The following is a 20,302-nucleotide window of genomic DNA, read 5'->3' as shown; positions in this document are numbered from 1 at the left end:
TGTTTTTAGTTAATGGATTTGATTACTTTAACGGATTCGGTTTTTACATCCGTCTTAATATTGATGATGTAGATTCCTTCGGAATATTTACTTAGATCTACCGGTACGGTACGGTTTGAAATGCTGAAATTTTGCAGTGTACGCCCCGAAATATCTACCAGAGTAGCCGTTCCTTTTTTAAAATCATGTCCTATAATGACATTGGTGTAAGTTGTTGCGGGGTTAGGCATGGCTTCGATGCTGGCTTTTACTTTTTCTGCTTTGGTTTTGTCTTTTAACTTGACCACCCAGAAATCATTGGCTCCAATATTTGAGTTTTTATCTTTTGAGGAAGTAGAATTAGATGTACCGGCCATTAAGTAGCCGCCATCACGGGTTTCGATAAGTTTTCTGAGAATATCTTCACCGCCGCTTCCAATGATTTTGTTCCAGAGTTCTTCGCCTTTGTCATCGATCTTCAGGGCTATGTAATCATTAATCCCCTCTTTTTCTTTGTTTATACCTACCTTGCTTGCCACTGTTGTCAGTAAAGATGCTTTGCTTTCGGTTTTGGCATGACCGCCTATTAAGTAGCTTTTGTCGTCATTTATGACCAGGGAAGTTAAAAAATCTGTTTTTCCAAAATCGTAGGTTTTACTCCAAAGGACTTCACCGTGTTTGTCTAATTTCAACACCCAGTAATCAGTCCCATTACTTACAATTCCTCCTAAGGGTGTTAACGGATTTCGACTGTTGGAATTACCACCGACAATATAACCTTCATCAGCGGTCTGATGAATCACAGAAGGCTGATCATCTCCATCCGCTCCGTAGGTATTTTGCCACTGAATTTCTCCGGTATCATTTATTTTTATTAGCCAGTAATCTCCCTGACCTTTCTCATTTACGGTTTTATCTCCTGAAATAGGTGAATTGGAATATCCGGCCAGTATATAACCATTATCGGTGGTCTGCTCGATTCCTTTTAACAAATCAGCGTATTGCCCGCCATAGGTTTTCTGCCATTGAATATCTCCTTTTTTGTCCAGTTTTACCACCCAATAATCCATATTGCCACGGCTTTTTTCAGATTTCGAATACAAATCTGATTTGGTGGTGGCTAGCCCTTTTTCCATTGGTGCAGTTCCTGTAGTGGAAACCAAAGGAAGGTCGGAAGCTGAAGAGCCCCCCACAATATAACCTCCGTCTTTGGTTTGAAAGGCGCACAATACTTCATCCTGAGCATTGCCGCCAAGGGTTCTTTGCCACTGCTGGGTACCGGCAGCGGTTAGTTTGATAACCCAAAAATCAGTAAGGCCTTTGCAAGCTTCGCCTTTCTCAAATCCATTTTCCGAGGAGGAAGTACCTGCGAGTATAAACCCTCCGTCACGGGTTGACTTTACACTCTGTAATAAATCAAATCCGGTTCCTCCGAAGCTTTTCTGCCACTCGAAATCCCCTTTTTCATCCATTTTCCAGAGCCAGTAATCCACATCACCGTGATTGTCGTCGGTTTTGTTTCCGGTTTTATCAGAAAGAGAACTCCCTGCGAGAATAAAACCGTAATCGGCTGTGGGCTGGGCATCAAAAAGATAGTCGGCATGTTTTCCACCATATGACTTTTCCCAAAATACGTCCTGCGAGTAAATAACAAAGGGCAAAAAAAGCAGTGGAATGTAAAGTTTTTTCATAAATGTTTTTTTGGCTTGTAGATTATTTTGGGGGCGCAAACATAAACGAGTCCGTTCTATAAAATTTACGGATAATCCGTACTTTATTTATTTTTCTTATTTAGATGTGGAAAAAGTGAAAGAAGATCTCAACATTTATAAAACCTCAAAAAACTAAACTTTGCTACTATGACTCCTGGCGTTTTTTTAGTTATGATTTTTTATTAGACTTTAAAGTATTATTTGTTTTGTTTGAACTGAAAGTACACTTTCTCAGAGTAGTTGTAGTAGTAGAAATTTTACATCATGAAATATAAAAAGTCAGTAATCTCCTTGAAGGAAGATTAATTATTTGATTCGTGATGATCGGGAAGATTGTTCGGTTGTTTTGTAATCTTCGATTATTATGGTATTCTTCCATCAGCACTGTTGTCTGTGATCATTATGGTAGTAAGATTATTTAACTATTCCTTAAATTGTTGATATATTCACTGTTTCTAAATATGATCACACAAGGAGTAGTCAAATAGGTCTCGTTTGTAATGACTTACTTAGTAGTCCTTTTTATTCTTATCAATTTAATTTTAGTGAATGAATATACTCTTACTAATATAAATATACAATGATTGTTATTGAGTGCCAATTTTATACAATTATCATGTTTAGTCTAATAAGTCTTACACACATTTTTCTCCGATCTACAGAAGGAAATTGTTCAGTGTTGAAGATCTGAAGTGTAATTCATTTTAGTGTTTTTGGCATTACCACTTTATATTTTACATATTAGCATGTGGGCTGAACAAAATCACGAAAGGAATGTCGTGATCCAAGAGATTCTACTAGATAAGGAAAAAGACAATACCAAAGGTATATTGCTGCTTGGAATAAATACGGATAAGAATCATTATCCATATTTAATTTTAGCGTCAAATTTAGCTTCACAATTATTTGATGCTAAATTCTTAGAAATGGTAAATATTCCTGACTAAACAATCCCTTTTTTAACTCTTTTATTAATCTAATTTCAGTCAGTTGATGTACTTACAGGTAGGGTTAATTATTTAAAATAAAACTCCGCTGAATCTCTTGGTCATTGTCATTCCTTGCTGATACTCTAATTATTATAGGCTCTGTAAAGTTTATATCCCCAGTGTCAGGTACAAATTTCACAGAAGAAATTAGACTACTGTCATTTGTAAAGGCCTCTGCAAGACCTGTAAATCTGCCAACCTCCACTTCATTATTGTTATTATCTAACTGAAACGCTTTATATTGAGCTGTGCTTCCAATGCTGACATACCCAATATTCCTTGTAAGATAAGTGTTTATTATTACTAAGTCATCTGATGAGTCAATGGATAATCTACTAGGTTCGAGAATGATATTATCAGCAAATGCTCTTGTCAATGGCAAAGTACCGTTTTTAAATATATTAGAATTGGTTAATGCTTCAGCCCGAAGATAGACTCCACCTACAGTTTTTGGCACCTTCAACTGAATAGTTGCAACATTGCCATTTATAGCTACCGTACTATTAGCGTTATTAATCCCTAAAAAATTACCTGCTGATGTTATAAATTTAATAGACCCTATAGCATTAGAATTAAAATTCACAGTTGCTTTTACAGTAAGGATTGTATTTCCATCGGCCCTAATTTCACTGCTTATAGGATTCCCATTATTATCTAAAATGTCTAAATTGATAATTTCACCAACATTAAGGAGTGTTATATGTTGCTCAGAAATATATTTATTAGCGTCTGCACCAATTTCTGCAGAAAGAAACAATGGGTCATGATTAAGAGGAACTTTCAAGAAAACCTCGGCTATTCCGTTAGCATCAACAGTTTTCTCATACATTGTATTTGTAGTTGATGATAAGAATTGTCCATTTGATGTCCTAAAAGTAACTTTTCTATATTTAGCATCAGCATTTACTGGTATTTTTGCCTGCAATTTTAATAATGTTTCCCCATCACCTGGTACTTCTATTACTGGGGAATCATTCTCATCCATAACAGTAAGATATATTATTGCATCATTAGAAACCCTGTCATCGTCTTTACTATCACAGGAGAAACATAAAAATACTGCCAAGAAAAGGGCAATATAGATGGACTGATTTTTTTTATACATAATCATTCTTATTTGATTTAGATAATAGCCCAATTGACAGATTCACTCTTCCTTAGATTATTAGACTTGCAATTATAAACTGTTATTATTATGATTATAGGTGATGCAAAGGCCTTAATATCTTCGATAGATTTATCAGATTTTAAGCGGAATTTAAAGGTGTCCGTTTTACCACTCTTTACTTTACCATAATATCGATATATCTCATATTTGTTCGAATTTACTGTATTGGGATCAATAGTAAAATAGCTGTGAAGAGTTTTATCGATAGAGACCCGCACTGCACAATCCATTTCCTCTCCATTTGCAAATGTTATTTCGATAGTTAATTGACATTCTTCACTAACCAATTTACTTCCATCTGCCTCAAATCTGAGTTGGGCAACTGGTGACTGGTTTGTAATTTTCGGTCTGCTTAGTATAATTCCTGCCATGGTAAATGATTATTTATTGACCCCTTTAAAGATACCACCAACAAGTCCTAATGCTGATGACAGAGCCGAATTAATGGTAATAGTAAATGAAAAGGAACCTTTTGTTATTTTATCAGTTATTATAGGATTATTATTTTCTTCTCGGTAAACAATCATTCCTGTGCTGACTCTTAGAATTCTATTGACCCTGAATCCCAAGCCCACATATGGAGTACCGAGGTCACCTGTCAAAAAAGTATGATATGATTCGTCAGTAGGTCCTAACCGTTGGGCCAATCCTACCTGCAAACAAGCTTGTTTAAAAAATTTATCCCATCCTTTTAATTCCGAAAATAGTGCATTTCTGTTAACTGGCAATAAATGAAAGTTTACAGTTTGTAAGGCAAATACGTCTTTTAATTCACTGGCGTATAGCACTCCTAAATCCAAGTTTATGTAGGGTGTAGCAGCACTTTCAACTTCGGTAATGGCTTTATAATCATTCCTGAATGCCGTCTGTGAAAACTTATTCAATAATATGTTGGGCGTATCGGCATTCAGTTCCGAAATTTTAGTTCGGTTATCATTAATTATTTTCTCTTCTGTTATTATGTTGTCTAATAATGTGTTAACACTAGAATCAATAGCTCTACGAAAATAATGAGAATTACCACTTTTCAATTTAAGTTTGTTCATCAATATAATTGACGACTTTAATAGCTCTAGCGATTCAATGTTTTTATACCTCTGCTCTTTTGGAAGTACTTGTAGTTCCAGCTTATTATTATATTTAGCTCTTCCATTGATTATTGATGATGAATATGTAAAGTCTCTGTTACAATTAAGTTTATAAAAATTAATCATTTCTTTAAGGGTTACATTACTATATCCTTCTATTAATAGGCTCATAGGTTCATCAAGTAGATCCGGGTTAACTAAGTTTTTGGAATCTAGGTTTTCAATCAAGTTACAGAAATTAGCACCAAAATCTGAAGGTTCAATTTGCAATGCATCGCTATCATTATTCTTTATTGCCTGTTCAATTTTTGTCTTGGCAATCGTAAGATCACTTTTATAATTCTGTAAGTCTGATGAAAATATATTTTGAACCGTTAAAGCATTACCTTCCTCATCATATAAATTAGTAACATATTTTTGAAGTACCGAATTAAATTGACCTGTAATAGTTCCTGGATCAGGTAATACATCAGTATTCAAATAAAGTTTATTAATGAACTTTTCCACATCCGCTTTCAGGGAATTTGCTGTATTGTCGGTAGCATTAATCTTTTCATAAATATAAAATTCGAAGATGTAAGGAGTATTTGGGTGCAACGGACCGATGCCTCCTATGGAGAAAGATTGAAAGGATACATTTCTTAAATCGGAAGTCAGATATCCGTTTACAACATCAGCATCTTTTTGGAAATAATATTTCTTTTTAAACTGATCATCTATGAGACCTTTCTGGTCGATCTTATATTTGACTTGTATTAACGATATAGGTTTTGTGGATTTGAACTTGATTTTAAAACTTTCATCAAATGGTAAGATGCCCTCAAAGTCACGTTTGTCAATATCATAAGTGACTATTGTTTCCTTTGATTGCGAATAGACAAGATTTGAACTTAGAAATAATAATACAGTGATTATTAAAACCCCAATCTCCTTTTTGTTTGACTTTTTAAACATTAGCAAATGAATAAGTTAATAAAACTACCTAAGCAAGATGTTTTAAGTTTTGATGTTGATATGAAAACTTATTCACATACTTATATGTGTTTGTAAGTGTAAATGTATAGTTTTGATATTTTATTAACATACGTATAATTACGTGTTTTTTGATTTCGTAAAAACTTCTCGTTTTAGTATGTAATCAATAATCTTATTTTTTCCATTACATACCTACATATAAAACACAAGAATCAGACTATCCAACCAGAACATTTTCCGATGCGAAACGGATAAAAAGGTAGCTAAAGAAATGGAACTAGAATTTTATAAAATAAAAAGTGTGGTATAGGTCTTGGAAAATTTGCCCGACTTTTTGTTGCAAGTCCATTATTGTTAAGGGTTTTTGGTGATCTTTAGGTAGATGATTAAAGAGATAGCTTTCAAAGTCTAATAGAAATCTATAAGTAAGATCTGAAAGAATCATCTGTTGATAAATACTGATAATATTGGTATTGAACTGATTAAGTAACATATTAAGTTCAGTAGTCTCCTTACGACTTCTCCTCGCCATGCCTTTTTCGATGTCCCACTCGGAGGTATTAATGGCAGATGCCATTTTCTTTGATAAAACTTGAATATTTTGGAGTGGAATAAATAAAAAGACCTGTAAATCGTTTGACTTACAGGCTTTTTTGCGAATTAACAACTAAGTTGTCGGGGTGGCAGGATTACATGCCTATTCCTTAATTCGTTGATTTTATTGGTATTCTCAAGTACTCTTCCAAAAAGGGTAGCCGAATAGGTCTCATTTATAATGACTTACCTTGTAGTCCTTTGTTTCCTTGATCAATTTAATTGCAGTCAGTCAATGTACTTCTATATGTGTAAATGTATTAAAAATGCTAATACAATACAACATTATGATCACTGTGTTATTAATAAAATATGTGATGTAAGTTTCAAAGTGGTAACCATGAATGCTAAGAAATATTTCAATTGTAATTAAAGCCTCGACAAACGGATTTGTATATGCATTCTAATCAAAATCAATCCGAGTACGAGTAACAATTTGCATGCATTTTACATGTATAACAGTAAAAAAAAATTAACTTTACCAACAATTAGATATGATTTATAATCGAGTATAAATGGCAAAAAAAGAAATATTAACAGATTTGTGGGTTTATGAGATGCTTAAAGAAGCAAATGTTGATTTACACCCACAAGGCAGTAACATTAAAGAAATCGATAATGCTTTAAAATCAGCATCAAAAGCGGGTACAGGTAAAGTTGGTTTTCCAGAATATTGCGGAGTTGTAAAAGATTTTGTTTTACTTATTGAAAATAAATCAGATGTATCATTACATTTTAAGAGAAACGAAAAAGACTTAATTTGTAACGAGATACCTAGTGTGAAGAATTACGCTGTAAATGGTGCTTTGTTTTATGGAAAACATTTGGCTCAAAAGACTAATTACAAAAAATTCATAGTCTTTGGAGTTTCAGGAAACGAAAAAAGACACAAAATAACGCCTATATTTATTGATGAAAGAGGTGGGTACAAAGAACTTGACGACGTAGAAACGTTTACACTTTTCAATGAAAAAAATATTGATGAATACTACACAAAAAACATACTTAAAGAACAGACACCAGAGGATAAAACAACAGAAGAAATTCTAAAGGATGCCAAAAATTTACATGAAGATTTAAGAAATTATGGCAGTATTCAAGACAAAGATAAACCACTTATAGTTTCGGGTATACTTTTGGCATTGAGGGAAATGGAACATAAAGGTTTCAGTATTGAAAGTCTTACTGGTGACCAATCTACAACTGATGGCGAAAAAATATACGAGGCCATTGAAAAAAACTTAAAAAGAGCTAATGTTTCTCCTCAAGTAAAAAAGGATAAATTACTTAGCCAATTTTTGGTGATAAAAGACACCAAAGCTATCAATGAAGAAAATGAATATTTAAAGAAAACGCCCTTAAAGCACTTTACAGATTTTTTATACGAGAACATTTATAAAAATATTAAATACATACAGTCTGCTGAAGATTATTTGGGAAGATTTTATGGGGAATTTATGTCGTACTCTGGTGGAGATGGCCAATCTTTAGGCATTGTACTAACACCAAAGCACGTTACGGAGTTGTTTTGTGACTTGGTAGAATTAAAACCTTCGGACTCGATTTTAGACCCTTGCTGTGGAACAGCAGGTTTTTTAATCGCATCTATGCATAATATGTTACAAAAAACGGATAGTCCAGAAGAGCAAAAAAATATTAGGAAAAACCAGCTGCATGGTTTAGAACTCCAACCTTATATGTTTACTATTGCTACCACAAATATGATTTTGCGTGGTGATGGAAAAAGTAATCTTGAACAAGAAGATTTTTTGAAATTTAACTCGTCCTTATTACAGGAAAAAGGTTGTACAATTGGAATGATGAATCCACCTTACTCAATGGGGAGTAAAAACAATACGAATTTATACGAGATTAATTTTACTGAACATTTACTAAATTCTATCGTACAAGATGGTAAAGTAATTGTAATTGTACCTCAATCTTCTATGACAGGTAAAACTAAGGAAGAGCAGGCAATAAAAGAAAATATTTTAAAACATCACACTCTGGAAGGGGTGATTACACTAAATAAAAATACGTTCTATGGAGTAGGAACAAATCCCTGTATTGCAGTTTTTACTGCAGGTGTTCCACATTACAAAGACAAGAAAGTAAAGTTTATTAACTTTGAAAACGATGGATTTGAAGTTCAAAAACATAGAGGTCTTGTTGAGACCATCCACGCTAAAGACAAAAAACAGCATTTATTAGATGTATGGTTTAACCGCATTGAAGCCGAAACAAAATTTTGCGTAAAAACTACTATTGAGCCTGAAGATGAATGGTTACATTCGTTTTACTATTTCAATGATGAAATTCCTAATGCAGATGACTTTGAAAAGACCATTGCAAACTATCTAACATTTGAATTAAATATGGTTTTGCAAGGCAAACAATATTTGTTTGATAATTAATAATCTTATTAGAATGGACTTAAAAGATATTAAGTGGAGTGAATTCAATTTAAACGAAATTTTTCCAAGTATTCAAAGAGGAAAACGATTAAAAAAAGATGATCACAAAGCAGGTATTCAACCTTACATTTCATCAACAGCATTAAATAATGGTGTTGATGGCTTTATAGGAAATACAGAAAATGTTAGAAAATTTGAAAAGTGTTTAACAATTGCTAATAGTGGTAGTGTAGGTGCAACTTTTTTTCAGCCATTTTCATTTGTAGCAAGTGATCACGTTACCAAACTTGAGAATAAAAATTTTAGTAAAAACGTTTACTTATTTATATCAAGTATTGCAAAAAGACTAAATGAGAAGTATGGTTTTAATAGGGAAATAAACGACAAAAGAATTCAAAGAGAAAAAATCCTATTGCCTGTAAATTCCAAAGGCAAACCTGATTATGCTTTTATGGAAAAGTATATAGAGGATAAAATGCATGAAAAAAATAGACAAATTGAAAATTACATAACTAAAAAATTAGAACAAGTAAAAGATTTCAAGGAGGTTGAAACACTTAATAAAAAAGAGTGGGGAGAATTTTTTATTGAAGATGTTTTTAACATAAAGGCCGGTAAAAGACTCACAAAAGCGGATATGTTTAAGGGTGAAACCCCATTTATTGGTGCATCTGATTCAAATAATGGGATTACAAATTTTGTTTCAAATGTCAATTCTTCTTTAGATTCGAATGTTTTAGGAGTAAACTACAACGGAAGTGTTGTAGAAAATTTTTATCATCCTTACAAAGCTATATTTTCAGATGATGTAAAAAGATTAAGCCTAAAAGAAGTAGAAGGAAATGAATTTTTATATCTGTTCATAAAAACAAGTATTTTAAACCAAAAGTCCAAGTTCCAATATGCATATAAGTTTAATGAAACCCGAATGTTAAGACAAAAATTATTATTTCCGATAAATAAAAAGGGACACATCGACTATGATTATATGGAAAACTACATAAAGAAAATAGAATTCGAGAAACTCACAAATTATCTTGAGGTAAAAAATACTGAGGAATAATAACATTTTTAAAAACACTATATAACAATAAAAAGAATTTCTTTTTTACCTGTGATCGAATCTATGTTTGGTTGCTCATTTAGCTTTTTTGTAATCAATATTTATACATTACATTTTTTTGTTTTTTTGGTCTTCAGTTCGTTTTTCAATTATTTACCATTTAAAAATGCGTTCCTTCGCAAATAGATTTAAAAGGTTTACTTTTTAGTGGCTTATCTACCTTTATCGTAAATAGGTCTTAAATGGGTTGTACTATTTTACCAAACCAACGCTGTAATCCTTGAATTGCATTAGCTGATAGTTCTTGTGTGAACAAAAGGCTTAGACGATGCTTAGGTCTCGAACACGCAACGTAAAAAAGATTTCTGTTTCTTTCAAAGGCATCACGATTGGCTTCAGGTATATTTCCAGAGTGGACATGCTCAAGCATCTGATTCCAATTATAATGATTCCAACCCCTTCCAAACACAACAATTACGTTTTCAAATTGAGCACCTTTGACTCCGTGCTTTGTGGAATATATGGTTTTGTCATCTATGTATTTCGATAAATTTCCGATTTCAGGATAAGGAATTGTTCGTATACCGTCATATTTTGCTATAAATTTTTTATCCTCCTCACTACGCTCTGCTTCGGGCTGAAGTCGAACCACCGCTAAGCGGTTTTCACGATCATCGATTTTCTTTGGTAGCCTTGGTTTTGAAGTCAATTTAAGCAGATCTATAACGCTGCCAATTGTACCATTGGTACGTTCGTCATTTAGTTGAATCATAGCGTCATGCCAGACCTGCTTATCGTTATGTCTTCTAATTCGATTGGTATTTATTCTAAATGCTTCTATCATTAAGCCATAACGCTTTTCTATAAACGCCTCAGCACCTATCTCTACCGTGTCGGTCAAAAAGGAAATGTATTCATTGTTCTTTTTCAGGTAATCATCTGAATCAGAAAATGCAGAACTAACAGTTTGATATCCTTGTTCAGAAGCAAGGACATTGTTTGTCAACATTAATATTTTTGTAGTTTCAGGAGCTATATTCCATCCCGAAACCCTCAGGAGTTCTTTCAGTGTTTCCAACCTTTCATGCGCTACATCTTCGGGTAAATCACCATTCCAGTGGGCTCCGGTGCGTCGCACTCCTGTAAAGTTATTTGTATGATAAACACTGATTTCACCAGCAGAATTTGGGTCATGTTCGTGCTGAGGTAATTCGGGCCGCATATTATTCAACACATCAACAATGCTTTTGTCCGATCTGAAATTAGCCTGTTTTCCAATTGAAAGTAATTTACCATCTGAAGCTTGTATCAGACCGCAAGAGCTTGAACCATAAATTTTTTGCCAGTGGTCTCCAAAAAAACCAATCAAGGGTCCTTGCTCGGTTTCAATAAAATGCTCGACCAAAGTATTTGCTAATGACAAGTTAGTATCTTGATATTCGTCGATCAACAGCACTGGATATTTGTTCGCGAATATCTTTCTAAATTTTACGTCGCCTAATAGTGATGTAAAGAGTTTAATCACATCGTCATGATGCAAGAAAATCTCGGTTTCAGTAATTTTGGGATATCCCAAATTATAAATGACTTTCTGGTCAGTAATACCACCGGCCTCTTCAATTCTTGCAACCCATTTGTCCCCTAGAGCAGATATTCTGTCCCGTAATGGTTTTTGAAAAACCTGCATAACTTGCCAAGCAAAAGCATGAATTGTATCGGCAATTATAACTGGATGATTATCAGTACGAGATTTAATTTCATCTTTTGCAACATTAGTATAAGTGATACAAGCTATTTTCTTATTTGCTCTTTCAAACTCTACTGAATATTTTGCTATTAAATGTTTTAGTGCTTTAATGAGCGTATAAGTCTTTCCTGCACCAGCACCAGCTTCAACAAGAAAATTTTGATGCTCATCAATCGCCTTGAGCACTTGCTTTAAACATTCTTGCGATGCTTTTTCTGCCGGACTGGTTTGTTCTTCTTTCATCTTTTTTATTGTACAAGTTCAACAATTGCTTCCTCAACATCTTCTGCTGGCTTGTTGGGCTTGAGTGCAAGCCACTGTAGGCCTTCGACAATATACTTTGGAGCTTTCCAATCCGTTTTTTCTAATCCGTACTCTAGAGCAAATGCTGACTTATTCTTGTTGTCCGGCGCATTATCGTCAGCAAATTTTTCAATCTCAGCGACTGAGTAGCCTGTTACAGCAAATAGCTCCCGATTAGCTAAGATTAAAGCTTCTTCAAAACTCCGTCCGCATCCATCAAGTCCATCCTCTGGGATTTGATAAGCGATCCGTCGAGATCCTGAAACTTTTTCATTAGGTGTTTTAGCTATGCAATTTGCCATTGTGTAATGGCCAGCTGTACCTGGAGCGAACCAATTTTTTATTCCTGCATTTGAACTATGCGATCCTTCACATACAAGTGATCCTGGATATGTAGTTTTCCTGTCCTTTACTGTGGAAACAACGGCATCAATATCTGTGATGACAAGGCACCTGAGTTCTAAAAAGTCTAAAAATTTATAAAAATGGTGTGCATAGGCACCGCCAACTTCGATTACGCTGATGTACTGTGTACTTAATGTAGGAAAGTCTTCTGTATGGACAGTGCTTTCAGGGATTGCAACGTCACCGCTTGGTTCTACAGTAGAAATAGGAACCATCTGCGTTGAGCTTGAGATGGGAGTGTCTATATTATTTGCAGTTTCTTCCTGTGTATCTGGAAGAGAAGATTGGTCTTCTGTTGGAATCGCGGCTTCAGGATCACTTTCGACAGCAACAACGGCAGTTACAGGATTTACAGCCAATTTGGCTTGCATCGTTAAAGCGTCACTTTTGCTAATTAACAACGGCATCATTAGCCTCTCTGCTATACCTTCAATCAAAATGGCCTTATCTGCAAAGTAAAGATCACATTTTGTAAGAGTTAAATATTTATGCAAAAATTCTTTGTCGGCTTGCAGTTCGTCAGCGCGAAATTCTTTTCGCAGGTCTTTTATTGTTGTTTCTCTTTGTTCATTATTAGATGTTAGAAAATATCTTATAGCTTCAAATTCCGCTTCGTTGGCAATATGAGTTGAGTGTGTAGTTACAACAAATTGGACGGGCCAAGGTTTTCCTTCATTTAAAACATTTGAAAATTCTTCCGCAATTTCATAAAGCTTCTTAATAAATATCTGCTGCATCTGTGGATGTAAATGTGCTTCAGGCTCTTCAATAAAGATTATGTCTAGACTATTGCTAACCGGTCTACTTTGGTATTGACGAAAAAATTCAAATAGCTGAAACAAAATATAGATAAGGTTTCTAGAACCAAGACCGTTATATGTCTCTGGCAAGAATAGGTTGTCGCCCTGATTGTATCTTATTTTGGTGTGACTATCTAAGATGTTTGACACATCGAGACGAGTTTCTGTGCTTAAGTTTGGGTCGGCCAAACCTGGATAGCCAAATAGAGCTAACGCAGGAAGCAACTTGTCAAGTTTTCCATTAAAATCTGTATCAACTTTTTCTTGAATTTCATCTATAATAACTTGCAGTGCCTCTGACTTTTCTTTCATGTCTTCAGGTGCTGAATCCGATTTTGATGTTTTAAAAAGTTGCGACAAGACTTTGCCCAGCACATCCTTTTCTGAATGTGTCACATCATCAAGGCCACGCTGTGCATTGATGAAACCTGCTCCAATTACGGATTTAAATTTGGTATGATCCATTGTTGCAACGTTAGTTTCATCATTTGGATCTTGTGCAAATATTTTAGCTTCAAAAAGATTCGGAATTTTTTCTCGTAATGACTTAATAAATGCCGCAATACTTTCAGCACTATCGTCAGTAGTTCCTTCAAATAAATTATCTAATTTGCCATCTTTCAAAGTGTATTGAACCAAAATAACGGCAGTATTACTTGCAACGTTGAGGTCGATAATAAAATCACTTAGTGTGCCCAAGTCTTCAGCGTCAATAGGATATTCAATTGTGATCTTAATTTCAATTGAGGGAATCTCAGCTCGAATTTCTTGATCATTTGCGCCGCTTAGCTTTTTCTGCAATGCAGATTTAAAGCCTTCGATGGAAGAAATACTGAAATCAAAAAGCGAAAAAGTTGGGTTTTTATCCCCTATCAGCCTTCGGAAAATCTCGGTTAATGAGGTTTTTCCAGAATTGTTTCTACCTACCACGACGGTAGTGTAATCTTCTAAGCTAAGAACAACCTTCTTTAATAGCCTAAAATTTCTTATTTCTATTGTTTTAATCTTCATTACGGAAACTTTCTTAAATCAGGTTACTATCTAGTCAAAGATACCTAAAATTTTAACAAATGCTGTGCTAAAATAATCTTACAAGATCTCGATAGACATTAAGTAGGGTTACACTAATTCAAGGATTAGTGGTTATTAAAATTGACTGTTTCGTATTTACTACTACATCTTGCATCTATTTACATGTATTGATCTACAAACTTTATTCCCTCCTGTAGTTCATTCTTCCATCTCATTTTTAAATCCAATAACCAGTATGCTTTTGTCTCATTTCAGCAGCAAAGGTAACTCCGTGTCCTTAACGCAATAGCAAGGCCAGGTCCTTCAGGTTTGACAAAAAATCTCCACCCATCCGGGTTGTATTTTTTGTCAAAACCTTGCTATTGCTAAACACTAACCTTTTTATGCTCCCGAAACGAAACATAGCATACTCCGGCTCTTTAGACGAATAAAAAAAATGTCAGCAATGAAAAGTAAAATATTAAAAATGGATTTGATGAAACAAAACAGCACCTCCTCTCATTGCCGAATAAAATTTCAAAAAAAATAATCACTAAAAATCTTAGAAATTATGAACATCACAGGAAGAGTGACAGCGGATGCGCAGGTACGCAACGTGTCGAACAGCAAAACAGTAGTAAACTTTTCGGTAGCCATCAACGACAGCTACAGAAACAAGGCGGGCGAACGCATAGAGCAGACAACGTACTTCGACTGCGCCTATTGGCTTAGTCCAAAAGTAGCGCAGATACTCACAAAAGGTACGGTGGTAGAACTGACAGGTAAAGTGAGCGCAAGAGCGTGGAAAGGCAGTGACGGACAACCCCACGCAGGACTGAACTTCAACACCTCGCAAATCAAACTGCACGGGGGCGGTAAAAAAGCCGAAGCGTTACAGGCTTCTACAGGAAACAATAATGACGAAACAAAGGACGACCTACCATTTTAACAACGAGCACCTAAATAATTTAAAATTTTAAAATCATGGCACATAATATCAATTTTAACAGCGAAACAGGAGGTTATTCATTCTTTAGCGTAAAGGAAAAAGCGTGGCACGGACTAGGGCAAATTGTAGAGCAATACCCAACAAGCGAGGAAGCTATAAAATTTGCAGGGTTAGATTATGAAGTCGTTAAAAGTCCGCTATTTACCAAAGGTTCGGGTATTATTCAAACGGCTGACAGTATCGAGATAGGTAGTAACGAATTGGAAGTCCCTAACTATTTTGCCAATATACGCACAGATAACAATGCAGTATTGGGAGTGGTAGGCAAAGACTATCATATCGTGCAGAACCGTGAAGCATTTAACTTCTTTGATGCCATTGTAGGCGGTGGAGAGGGAATACTATATGAAACCGCAGGAGCGCTGGGTAATGGGGAACGCATATTTATCACAGCCAAACTACCCGACTATATCCGAGTTGGAAATGGCAATGATGTAACCGAAAAATACATTTTCCTGACCACTTCGCACGATGGAAGTGGAAGTATCACCGCCGCTTTTACGCCTATCCGTATCGTATGCCAAAACACCCTTAATGCTTCCTTACGAAGTATGACTAATGTAGTGCGTATCAAACACACTTCGGGAGCAAAACAGCGTATTGAGAACGCTCACAAGATTATGGGATTGGCGAACACATTGAGCAGTCAGTTAGAGGGCATATTCAATGAATGGGCAAAAGTAAAGGTAACAGACAAAGAGGTAAGAAAGCTAATCCAATTGGCGCTATGTCCAAACAAGGAAACTTTTGATTTACTCAAAAAAGGTGCAGATGATGAAGTTTCCACTCTCTTCAAAAACACGGTGGAAGATGCGTTTGCTTACGCTATGGTAAGTGATACTCAGCAGATGGACACTACAAAAGGCACATTGTTTGGGGCATACAATGCTGTGACAGGCTACTATCAGAATGTACGCAGTTACAAAGATAATGAAGCCAAGCTACAGAGTATTGTAATGGGCGGTACGGCACAGCTAAAGTCCCAAAAGGCTTTTGAACTATGTACCTCTTTTGCAACAGACGGAGCAGAAATCTTAAACCTTAATTAAATAACCATAGGCTACCGTCTTAAATGGTGGTAGCCTTTAAAAACTTTCGGATGTGAAGGCATTAGATAAAATGGACAATTAAATTTTTAGCACGATGGACACAAATTTTTTCAATCAGATAGCACAGATGGATATACAAGGAGATTTACACCTGACCATAGCAAAGGGAGCAGAAAACACCCTTATTGTATCGGTTATGCTCCAAAACGAACAATGCGGAGATAACGCAAAGAATATCATACCGCCCCTTAATCTTCGGGGAACAGCAGAAGAACTGGACAACGGTTTTTTTGGGAAGATAACAACGCCTATACTGACCGCTTCGGGCTTAATGGTGGATATGGAGGGATTTATGAAGCAATTGGAGGAAGCTAAAAAGCAATCCGCAATGGAGAAAGAAAAAGCCGACGGTAAGAAGAAAGAACAGGAAGCCAAAGACAAGAAGTTTAAAGACGGCATGGCAAAGGCGGAAGAATTGGAGAAAGAAGGCAAATTCCGTGATGCATGGATGAAAGTACCCGAAATAACAGAGTTTCCCGAAAAGGCTGACGAGATACGCAGACGCAAAACGGAACTATCCGACAAGTTTTCCGCCCCAAGCCTTTTTGGAACGGAACAGCAACAGAATGTATAACCGTTAAATTAGAAATCATGTTATTAGCAACACAATTGGAACGAGTGTTTGTACTCAAAGACAAGGGGCAGGACATTAGACTGACCGACCCCGAACCACGTTGGAGCGTGGAAGCGGTATTGAATTTTTATGCCAATACATACCCCATTTTGACTACCGCCAAAATATCTGCACCCGCCATCAGGGACGATGCGGTCGAATACCGATTTGAGAGCGTAATGGGTACTAAAGGTTAAACCAAAATATTAAAGCGATGAATTATGCACAAACACATTATATCGGGAACAATCAGCCCGCCCGAACAAAAAGGACAAAGACAGTTGTACCAACAGCTCAGCGAGTTCGTCCATTGGATGCAAAGACCCAAAGATGCAAACGAGATACAGAAAGACAAACGCAAATCAGTGCCAACAGCAATGCTTCCGATGGTTTTCTAAAGACTTCTTTCCTGCCTAAACTCAAAGAAAGTAAAACGGTACAGGCTTGTGAGAAAATAGCAAAAACGGAAAAGGATTTTTATAACTCCCTATTCCAACTTGCCGAGCATTACAAGATTGAACCAATGAAGACAAATCAATTTGACTATCCCTACAATATGGCACTAGCTATATGGGATATGGAGGAAAAGCTAAAACAGCGTGTTTTAAACTGGCAGGAAATACGTTTGTTACAGGACAGTAAGAAAACCTATTTTATCAGTGAGGAAAAATACAATACAGGTACGACCCTGTATTATATTCCGATTGAACCGTTGTATCAGATGTTACACGACCCCAAGCGGAAAAAAAATGCCCAACTGCTCATTTCCGTTTGCTCTTACTTGTACCACATTGCGGACATCCCTTATTTCAGACAAGAAGACAGTTATCTGTATTGGATGTACGAAATGCACAAGGACTGGGTGGAACAGGATGATGAAACAGACGAAGCAGAAACGTATCAACTTGAATTTAGTAAAGCGGAATTGATTGGGGATTGCATAGAACAGAAGATTTTTAACCGTATCAATTTACAGGTTTTTGAACAACGTTTAAATGCTTTTAAAAGTCGTGATACATTCGACCACGATTGCCAGCAGTTAACTTCCAAAGCCTTTGCGTTATATACACAATACCCAAACGCAAGCATTTTCCGAAACGCACAAATAAAGGATGACCCCGACAATGAAGAGGACGAAAACGAAACTATCGGTATGGAAAAGTACATTTCCTTTATATCGCACACCAAAGGATGGTTGTACGAGAGTATTTCCGACACCATAAACAACGAGTTTAACGAGTACGGAGCAATGCAGGAACCTACCATTTGCAAATGCTTTGACGGCAAAGACGTAACAAATACCAGTCTTGATTTTGAGAACAGATTATTTGCCCTATTGGACGATATGTGCAGTCTATTGTATAACTATGAAACAACAAGAAAATGAAAAACACAAACGATATAACCGCAAGTTTTGGGACTTTGTACCACCCAAAATCCGCTTTGGTTTTCTATGAAGCCAAAGGAACGGATAACGATGTATATGTGGAGCATTTTGATATGGACAAAAACGGCAGTCCTATTAATGCTCATCCATTAACAGAACGGGAAGCCAATGCATTGGCAAAGTCACTGCAGACCGAAAAGAACAAGGATAAAGCCTTTTTAAAATCCAATGGGATTTTGCCAACCAACATTCTGCATATTAATCCCAATATTGATAAAGGTGCGGTATTATGGTACACCAAAGCACAGAGGCGACAGCTGTATTTTGTGAACGGTCTGGACATTCCGAGTGGTATAGCGTATGTACCTCCTATGGTTTGGTATGCCAACAAAAACAGTCTTTGGCTATTTGCACTCACAAGTGATAGAAGACCGACAGAGAAAACGCCATTGTATTTCGCACCTTTTTTCAACATCTATGAGGACGGCAAAGTATGCATGGGTTCTGTCAATATCAACATCAAAAACTCCGCTTCGGTAGAGGAATTTACACAAGCTTGGGAAAACTATTTTTTCAACAGTTATTTCAGTCATTTATTGGGGCAGAACAGTCCAATAAAAGGTAATTGCGTAAATCTTTGGAAAGACCTTATTGGGACAGGAAAAACCTTTCCCAAAGAAGTATTGAAGAAAAATAACAAAACACTTAAAAATCTATTGTGATGAATACCGAGAAAACAAAAATACATTTTACGGATATTTACCTGATAAATTCGACAAACCCTATTACCGTAAACATAATCGGTGCAGGTGGTACAGGCTCAAAAGTTCTGACCGCTTTAATGGAAATGAACCACAGTCTAGTTGAACTCGGACACGCAGGGGTATCCGTTCGCCTTTGGGATGATGATATTGTAACGAGTGCCAATTTGGGCAGACAGCGTTTTGCAGAATGTGAGGTCGCATTGTACAAATCCGTTGCACTCATAAACCGTGCAAATCGTTTTATGGGTACGAATTGGAAAGCGGAAACAGTTAAATTTGAAAAAGATGATTTGGGAAGATTGCCCAAAAGTGCAGAAGCAACTCTTTACATTTCCTGTGTAGACAGTGTAAAGTCCCGCTTTGCTATTGCGGATATTTTGAACCTGCAAAACAACCGAAAACACCATAGGGACGCACCAAAATATTGGCTGGACTTTGGGAACAGCCAGCATACAGGACAGGTTATCCTATCCACTATCGGGGAAATAAAGCAACCCCATTCTGAGAAGTATGAAACGGTGGCAAGCCTGCCATTTGTTACCGAAGAATTTGGAGAACTGTTAAAACAGTCCGAACAAGAGGACGACACGCCAAGCTGTTCCCTTGCTGAAGCATTGGAAAAACAGGAATTGTTTATTAATTCAGCACTCGCTCAAATGGGATGCTCCCTTCTATGGAGCTTGTTCCGTTATGGCATGACGGAGAACAGGGGATTTTTTCTCAATCTGAAAGATTTCCGTTCACAGCCCATTCCAGTTGCCTGACCCTAAAAATCGGGCGGCAAAAAGACAAACCCTTCCGATGGTCGGGACAGTCTTTTTGCATTTAAGTGGTGCAACCACTTTGCCAAAAATATATGCCGATTCATAAACTCGTCTCTTATATTTTACCAAAGAAGTTGTCGTCCTTCACAGGGATACATATCCCTAATAAATAAATTCTGCGACTTCTTTTCTTTCTTATGTCAGGCGACCAAAGAAAAGAAGCAAAAGAAGGTCGCTTTGGAGGTATCCTTTTTATTGTTCTTTTAAGTCAATTTTTGTTTTACTTCATTCATAGGATAAATTTAACTTTCCTTCAAGTTGATTCCCAGCAATAGCGATTTTATTATTTTGTTATAAGTCCAAAAAACTGGTTTATAATTTATTATATTTGAAAGATATACGATGATA

The 20,302-nt window shown here is 36.0% G+C and carries 16 protein-coding genes; 10 read left to right on the top strand and 6 right to left on the bottom strand.

Going from position 1 to position 20,302, the window contains the following annotated elements; all coding sequences use genetic code 11:
• Positions 1–5: 5 nt before the first annotated feature.
• A complete protein-coding gene (locus LNP23_RS21165; RefSeq protein ID WP_230002775.1) occupies positions 6–1,670 on the bottom strand; it encodes a T9SS type A sorting domain-containing protein in 1,665 nt (554 codons plus the stop codon).
• A 734-nt stretch (positions 1,671–2,404) separates the two neighbouring features.
• Between LNP23_RS21165 and LNP23_RS21160 the strand changes: the two genes are divergently transcribed.
• The gene (locus tag LNP23_RS21160; RefSeq protein ID WP_230002774.1) at positions 2,405–2,638 is read left to right on the top strand and encodes a hypothetical protein; all 234 of its coding nucleotides are present in this window, start codon (positions 2,405–2,407) and stop codon (positions 2,636–2,638) included.
• Between the two features lie 64 nt (positions 2,639–2,702).
• On the opposite strand, the gene LNP23_RS21155 is transcribed toward LNP23_RS21160, so the two are convergent.
• From LNP23_RS21155 to LNP23_RS21145, 3 genes are read right to left on the bottom strand one after another with little or no spacing between them, the layout of a single operon-like run.
• Positions 2,703–3,791, bottom strand: coding sequence for a hypothetical protein (locus LNP23_RS21155; RefSeq protein ID WP_230002773.1), 1,089 nt, complete (start codon positions 3,789–3,791; stop codon positions 2,703–2,705).
• An 11-nt stretch (positions 3,792–3,802) separates the two neighbouring features.
• On the bottom strand, positions 3,803–4,219 hold the full coding sequence (locus LNP23_RS21150; protein ID WP_230002772.1) for a hypothetical protein: 417 nt from the start codon (positions 4,217–4,219) through the stop codon (positions 3,803–3,805).
• A gap of 9 nt (positions 4,220–4,228) precedes the next feature.
• Positions 4,229–5,890 (bottom strand): hypothetical protein, encoded by a 1,662-nt coding sequence (locus LNP23_RS21145; RefSeq protein ID WP_230002771.1) that lies wholly within the window; start codon positions 5,888–5,890, stop codon positions 4,229–4,231.
• A gap of 1,130 nt (positions 5,891–7,020) precedes the next feature.
• Here LNP23_RS21145 and LNP23_RS21140 point away from each other — a divergent pair.
• Entirely contained in the window at positions 7,021–8,919 is a 1,899-nt protein-coding gene (locus LNP23_RS21140) for an HsdM family class I SAM-dependent methyltransferase (RefSeq protein WP_230002770.1), read from the top strand.
• A 13-nt stretch (positions 8,920–8,932) separates the two neighbouring features.
• Positions 8,933–9,982, top strand: coding sequence for a restriction endonuclease subunit S (locus LNP23_RS21135; protein ID WP_230002769.1), 1,050 nt, complete (start codon positions 8,933–8,935; stop codon positions 9,980–9,982).
• Positions 9,983–10,220: 238 nt separating this feature from the next.
• Here LNP23_RS21135 and LNP23_RS21130 read toward each other — a convergent pair whose 3' ends face one another.
• Both LNP23_RS21130 and LNP23_RS21125 read right to left on the bottom strand, forming a co-directional pair.
• Complete coding sequence (locus LNP23_RS21130) at positions 10,221–11,972, bottom strand: UvrD-helicase domain-containing protein (protein WP_230002768.1); 1,752 nt, start codon at positions 11,970–11,972, stop codon at positions 10,221–10,223.
• A gap of 5 nt (positions 11,973–11,977) precedes the next feature.
• Complete coding sequence (locus LNP23_RS21125) at positions 11,978–14,248, bottom strand: ATP-dependent nuclease (RefSeq protein ID WP_230002767.1); 2,271 nt, start codon at positions 14,246–14,248, stop codon at positions 11,978–11,980.
• Between the two features lie 571 nt (positions 14,249–14,819).
• Here LNP23_RS21125 and LNP23_RS21120 point away from each other — a divergent pair.
• The 7 genes from LNP23_RS21120 (at position 14,820) to LNP23_RS21090 (ending at position 19,894) form a co-directional block, all read left to right on the top strand.
• Positions 14,820–15,197, top strand: coding sequence for a single-stranded DNA-binding protein (locus tag LNP23_RS21120; protein WP_230002766.1), 378 nt, complete (start codon positions 14,820–14,822; stop codon positions 15,195–15,197).
• A gap of 35 nt (positions 15,198–15,232) precedes the next feature.
• Positions 15,233–16,306, top strand: a complete 1,074-nt coding sequence (locus LNP23_RS21115; RefSeq protein ID WP_230002765.1) for a DUF932 domain-containing protein — start codon at positions 15,233–15,235, stop codon at positions 16,304–16,306.
• Positions 16,307–16,400: 94 nt separating this feature from the next.
• Positions 16,401–16,940: a PRTRC system protein E gene (locus LNP23_RS21110; protein ID WP_230002764.1), complete on the top strand. Its 540-nt coding sequence runs from the start codon at positions 16,401–16,403 to the stop codon at positions 16,938–16,940.
• Positions 16,941–16,957: 17 nt separating this feature from the next.
• Positions 16,958–17,176, top strand: a complete 219-nt coding sequence (locus LNP23_RS21105) for a PRTRC system protein C (protein WP_230002763.1) — start codon at positions 16,958–16,960, stop codon at positions 17,174–17,176.
• A gap of 17 nt (positions 17,177–17,193) precedes the next feature.
• Entirely contained in the window at positions 17,194–18,366 is a 1,173-nt protein-coding gene (locus LNP23_RS21100; RefSeq protein ID WP_230002762.1) for a hypothetical protein, read from the top strand.
• Positions 18,363–19,088 (top strand): PRTRC system protein B, encoded by a 726-nt coding sequence (locus LNP23_RS21095; protein WP_230002761.1) that lies wholly within the window; start codon positions 18,363–18,365, stop codon positions 19,086–19,088. The genes LNP23_RS21100 and LNP23_RS21095 overlap by 4 nt, the downstream gene beginning before the upstream one ends.
• Positions 19,088–19,894: a PRTRC system ThiF family protein gene (locus LNP23_RS21090; protein ID WP_230002760.1), complete on the top strand. Its 807-nt coding sequence runs from the start codon at positions 19,088–19,090 to the stop codon at positions 19,892–19,894. Before LNP23_RS21095 ends, LNP23_RS21090 begins: the two co-directional genes overlap by 1 nt.
• The last annotated feature ends 408 nt before the right edge of the window (positions 19,895–20,302 follow it).

It is taken from the genome of Flavobacterium cupriresistens (genome assembly GCF_020911925.1).
GTDB lineage: Bacteria > Bacteroidota > Bacteroidia > Flavobacteriales > Flavobacteriaceae > Flavobacterium > Flavobacterium cupriresistens.
Note: the sequence above shows the minus strand (reverse complement) of the source record. Positions and strands in the feature narration are given on the sequence as shown.

Coding starts and splice junctions, on each gene's coding strand:
- LNP23_RS21125 (WP_230002767.1), bottom strand. CDS start 14,248: ATGAAGATTAAAACAATAGAAATAAGAAATTTTAGGCTATTAAAGAAG.
- LNP23_RS21090 (WP_230002760.1), top strand. CDS start 19,088: ATGAATACCGAGAAAACAAAAATACATTTTACGGATATTTACCTGATA.
- LNP23_RS21145 (WP_230002771.1), bottom strand. CDS start 5,890: ATGTTTAAAAAGTCAAACAAAAAGGAGATTGGGGTTTTAATAATCACT.
- LNP23_RS21100 (WP_230002762.1), top strand. CDS start 17,194: ATGAATTATGCACAAACACATTATATCGGGAACAATCAGCCCGCCCGA.
- LNP23_RS21120 (WP_230002766.1), top strand. CDS start 14,820: ATGAACATCACAGGAAGAGTGACAGCGGATGCGCAGGTACGCAACGTG.
- LNP23_RS21165 (WP_230002775.1), bottom strand. CDS start 1,670: ATGAAAAAACTTTACATTCCACTGCTTTTTTTGCCCTTTGTTATTTAC.
- LNP23_RS21155 (WP_230002773.1), bottom strand. CDS start 3,791: ATGATTATGTATAAAAAAAATCAGTCCATCTATATTGCCCTTTTCTTG.
- LNP23_RS21150 (WP_230002772.1), bottom strand. CDS start 4,219: ATGGCAGGAATTATACTAAGCAGACCGAAAATTACAAACCAGTCACCA.
- LNP23_RS21115 (WP_230002765.1), top strand. CDS start 15,233: ATGGCACATAATATCAATTTTAACAGCGAAACAGGAGGTTATTCATTC.
- LNP23_RS21130 (WP_230002768.1), bottom strand. CDS start 11,972: ATGAAAGAAGAACAAACCAGTCCGGCAGAAAAAGCATCGCAAGAATGT.
- LNP23_RS21140 (WP_230002770.1), top strand. CDS start 7,021: ATGGCAAAAAAAGAAATATTAACAGATTTGTGGGTTTATGAGATGCTT.
- LNP23_RS21105 (WP_230002763.1), top strand. CDS start 16,958: ATGTTATTAGCAACACAATTGGAACGAGTGTTTGTACTCAAAGACAAG.
- LNP23_RS21135 (WP_230002769.1), top strand. CDS start 8,933: ATGGACTTAAAAGATATTAAGTGGAGTGAATTCAATTTAAACGAAATT.
- LNP23_RS21095 (WP_230002761.1), top strand. CDS start 18,363: ATGAAAAACACAAACGATATAACCGCAAGTTTTGGGACTTTGTACCAC.
- LNP23_RS21110 (WP_230002764.1), top strand. CDS start 16,401: ATGGACACAAATTTTTTCAATCAGATAGCACAGATGGATATACAAGGA.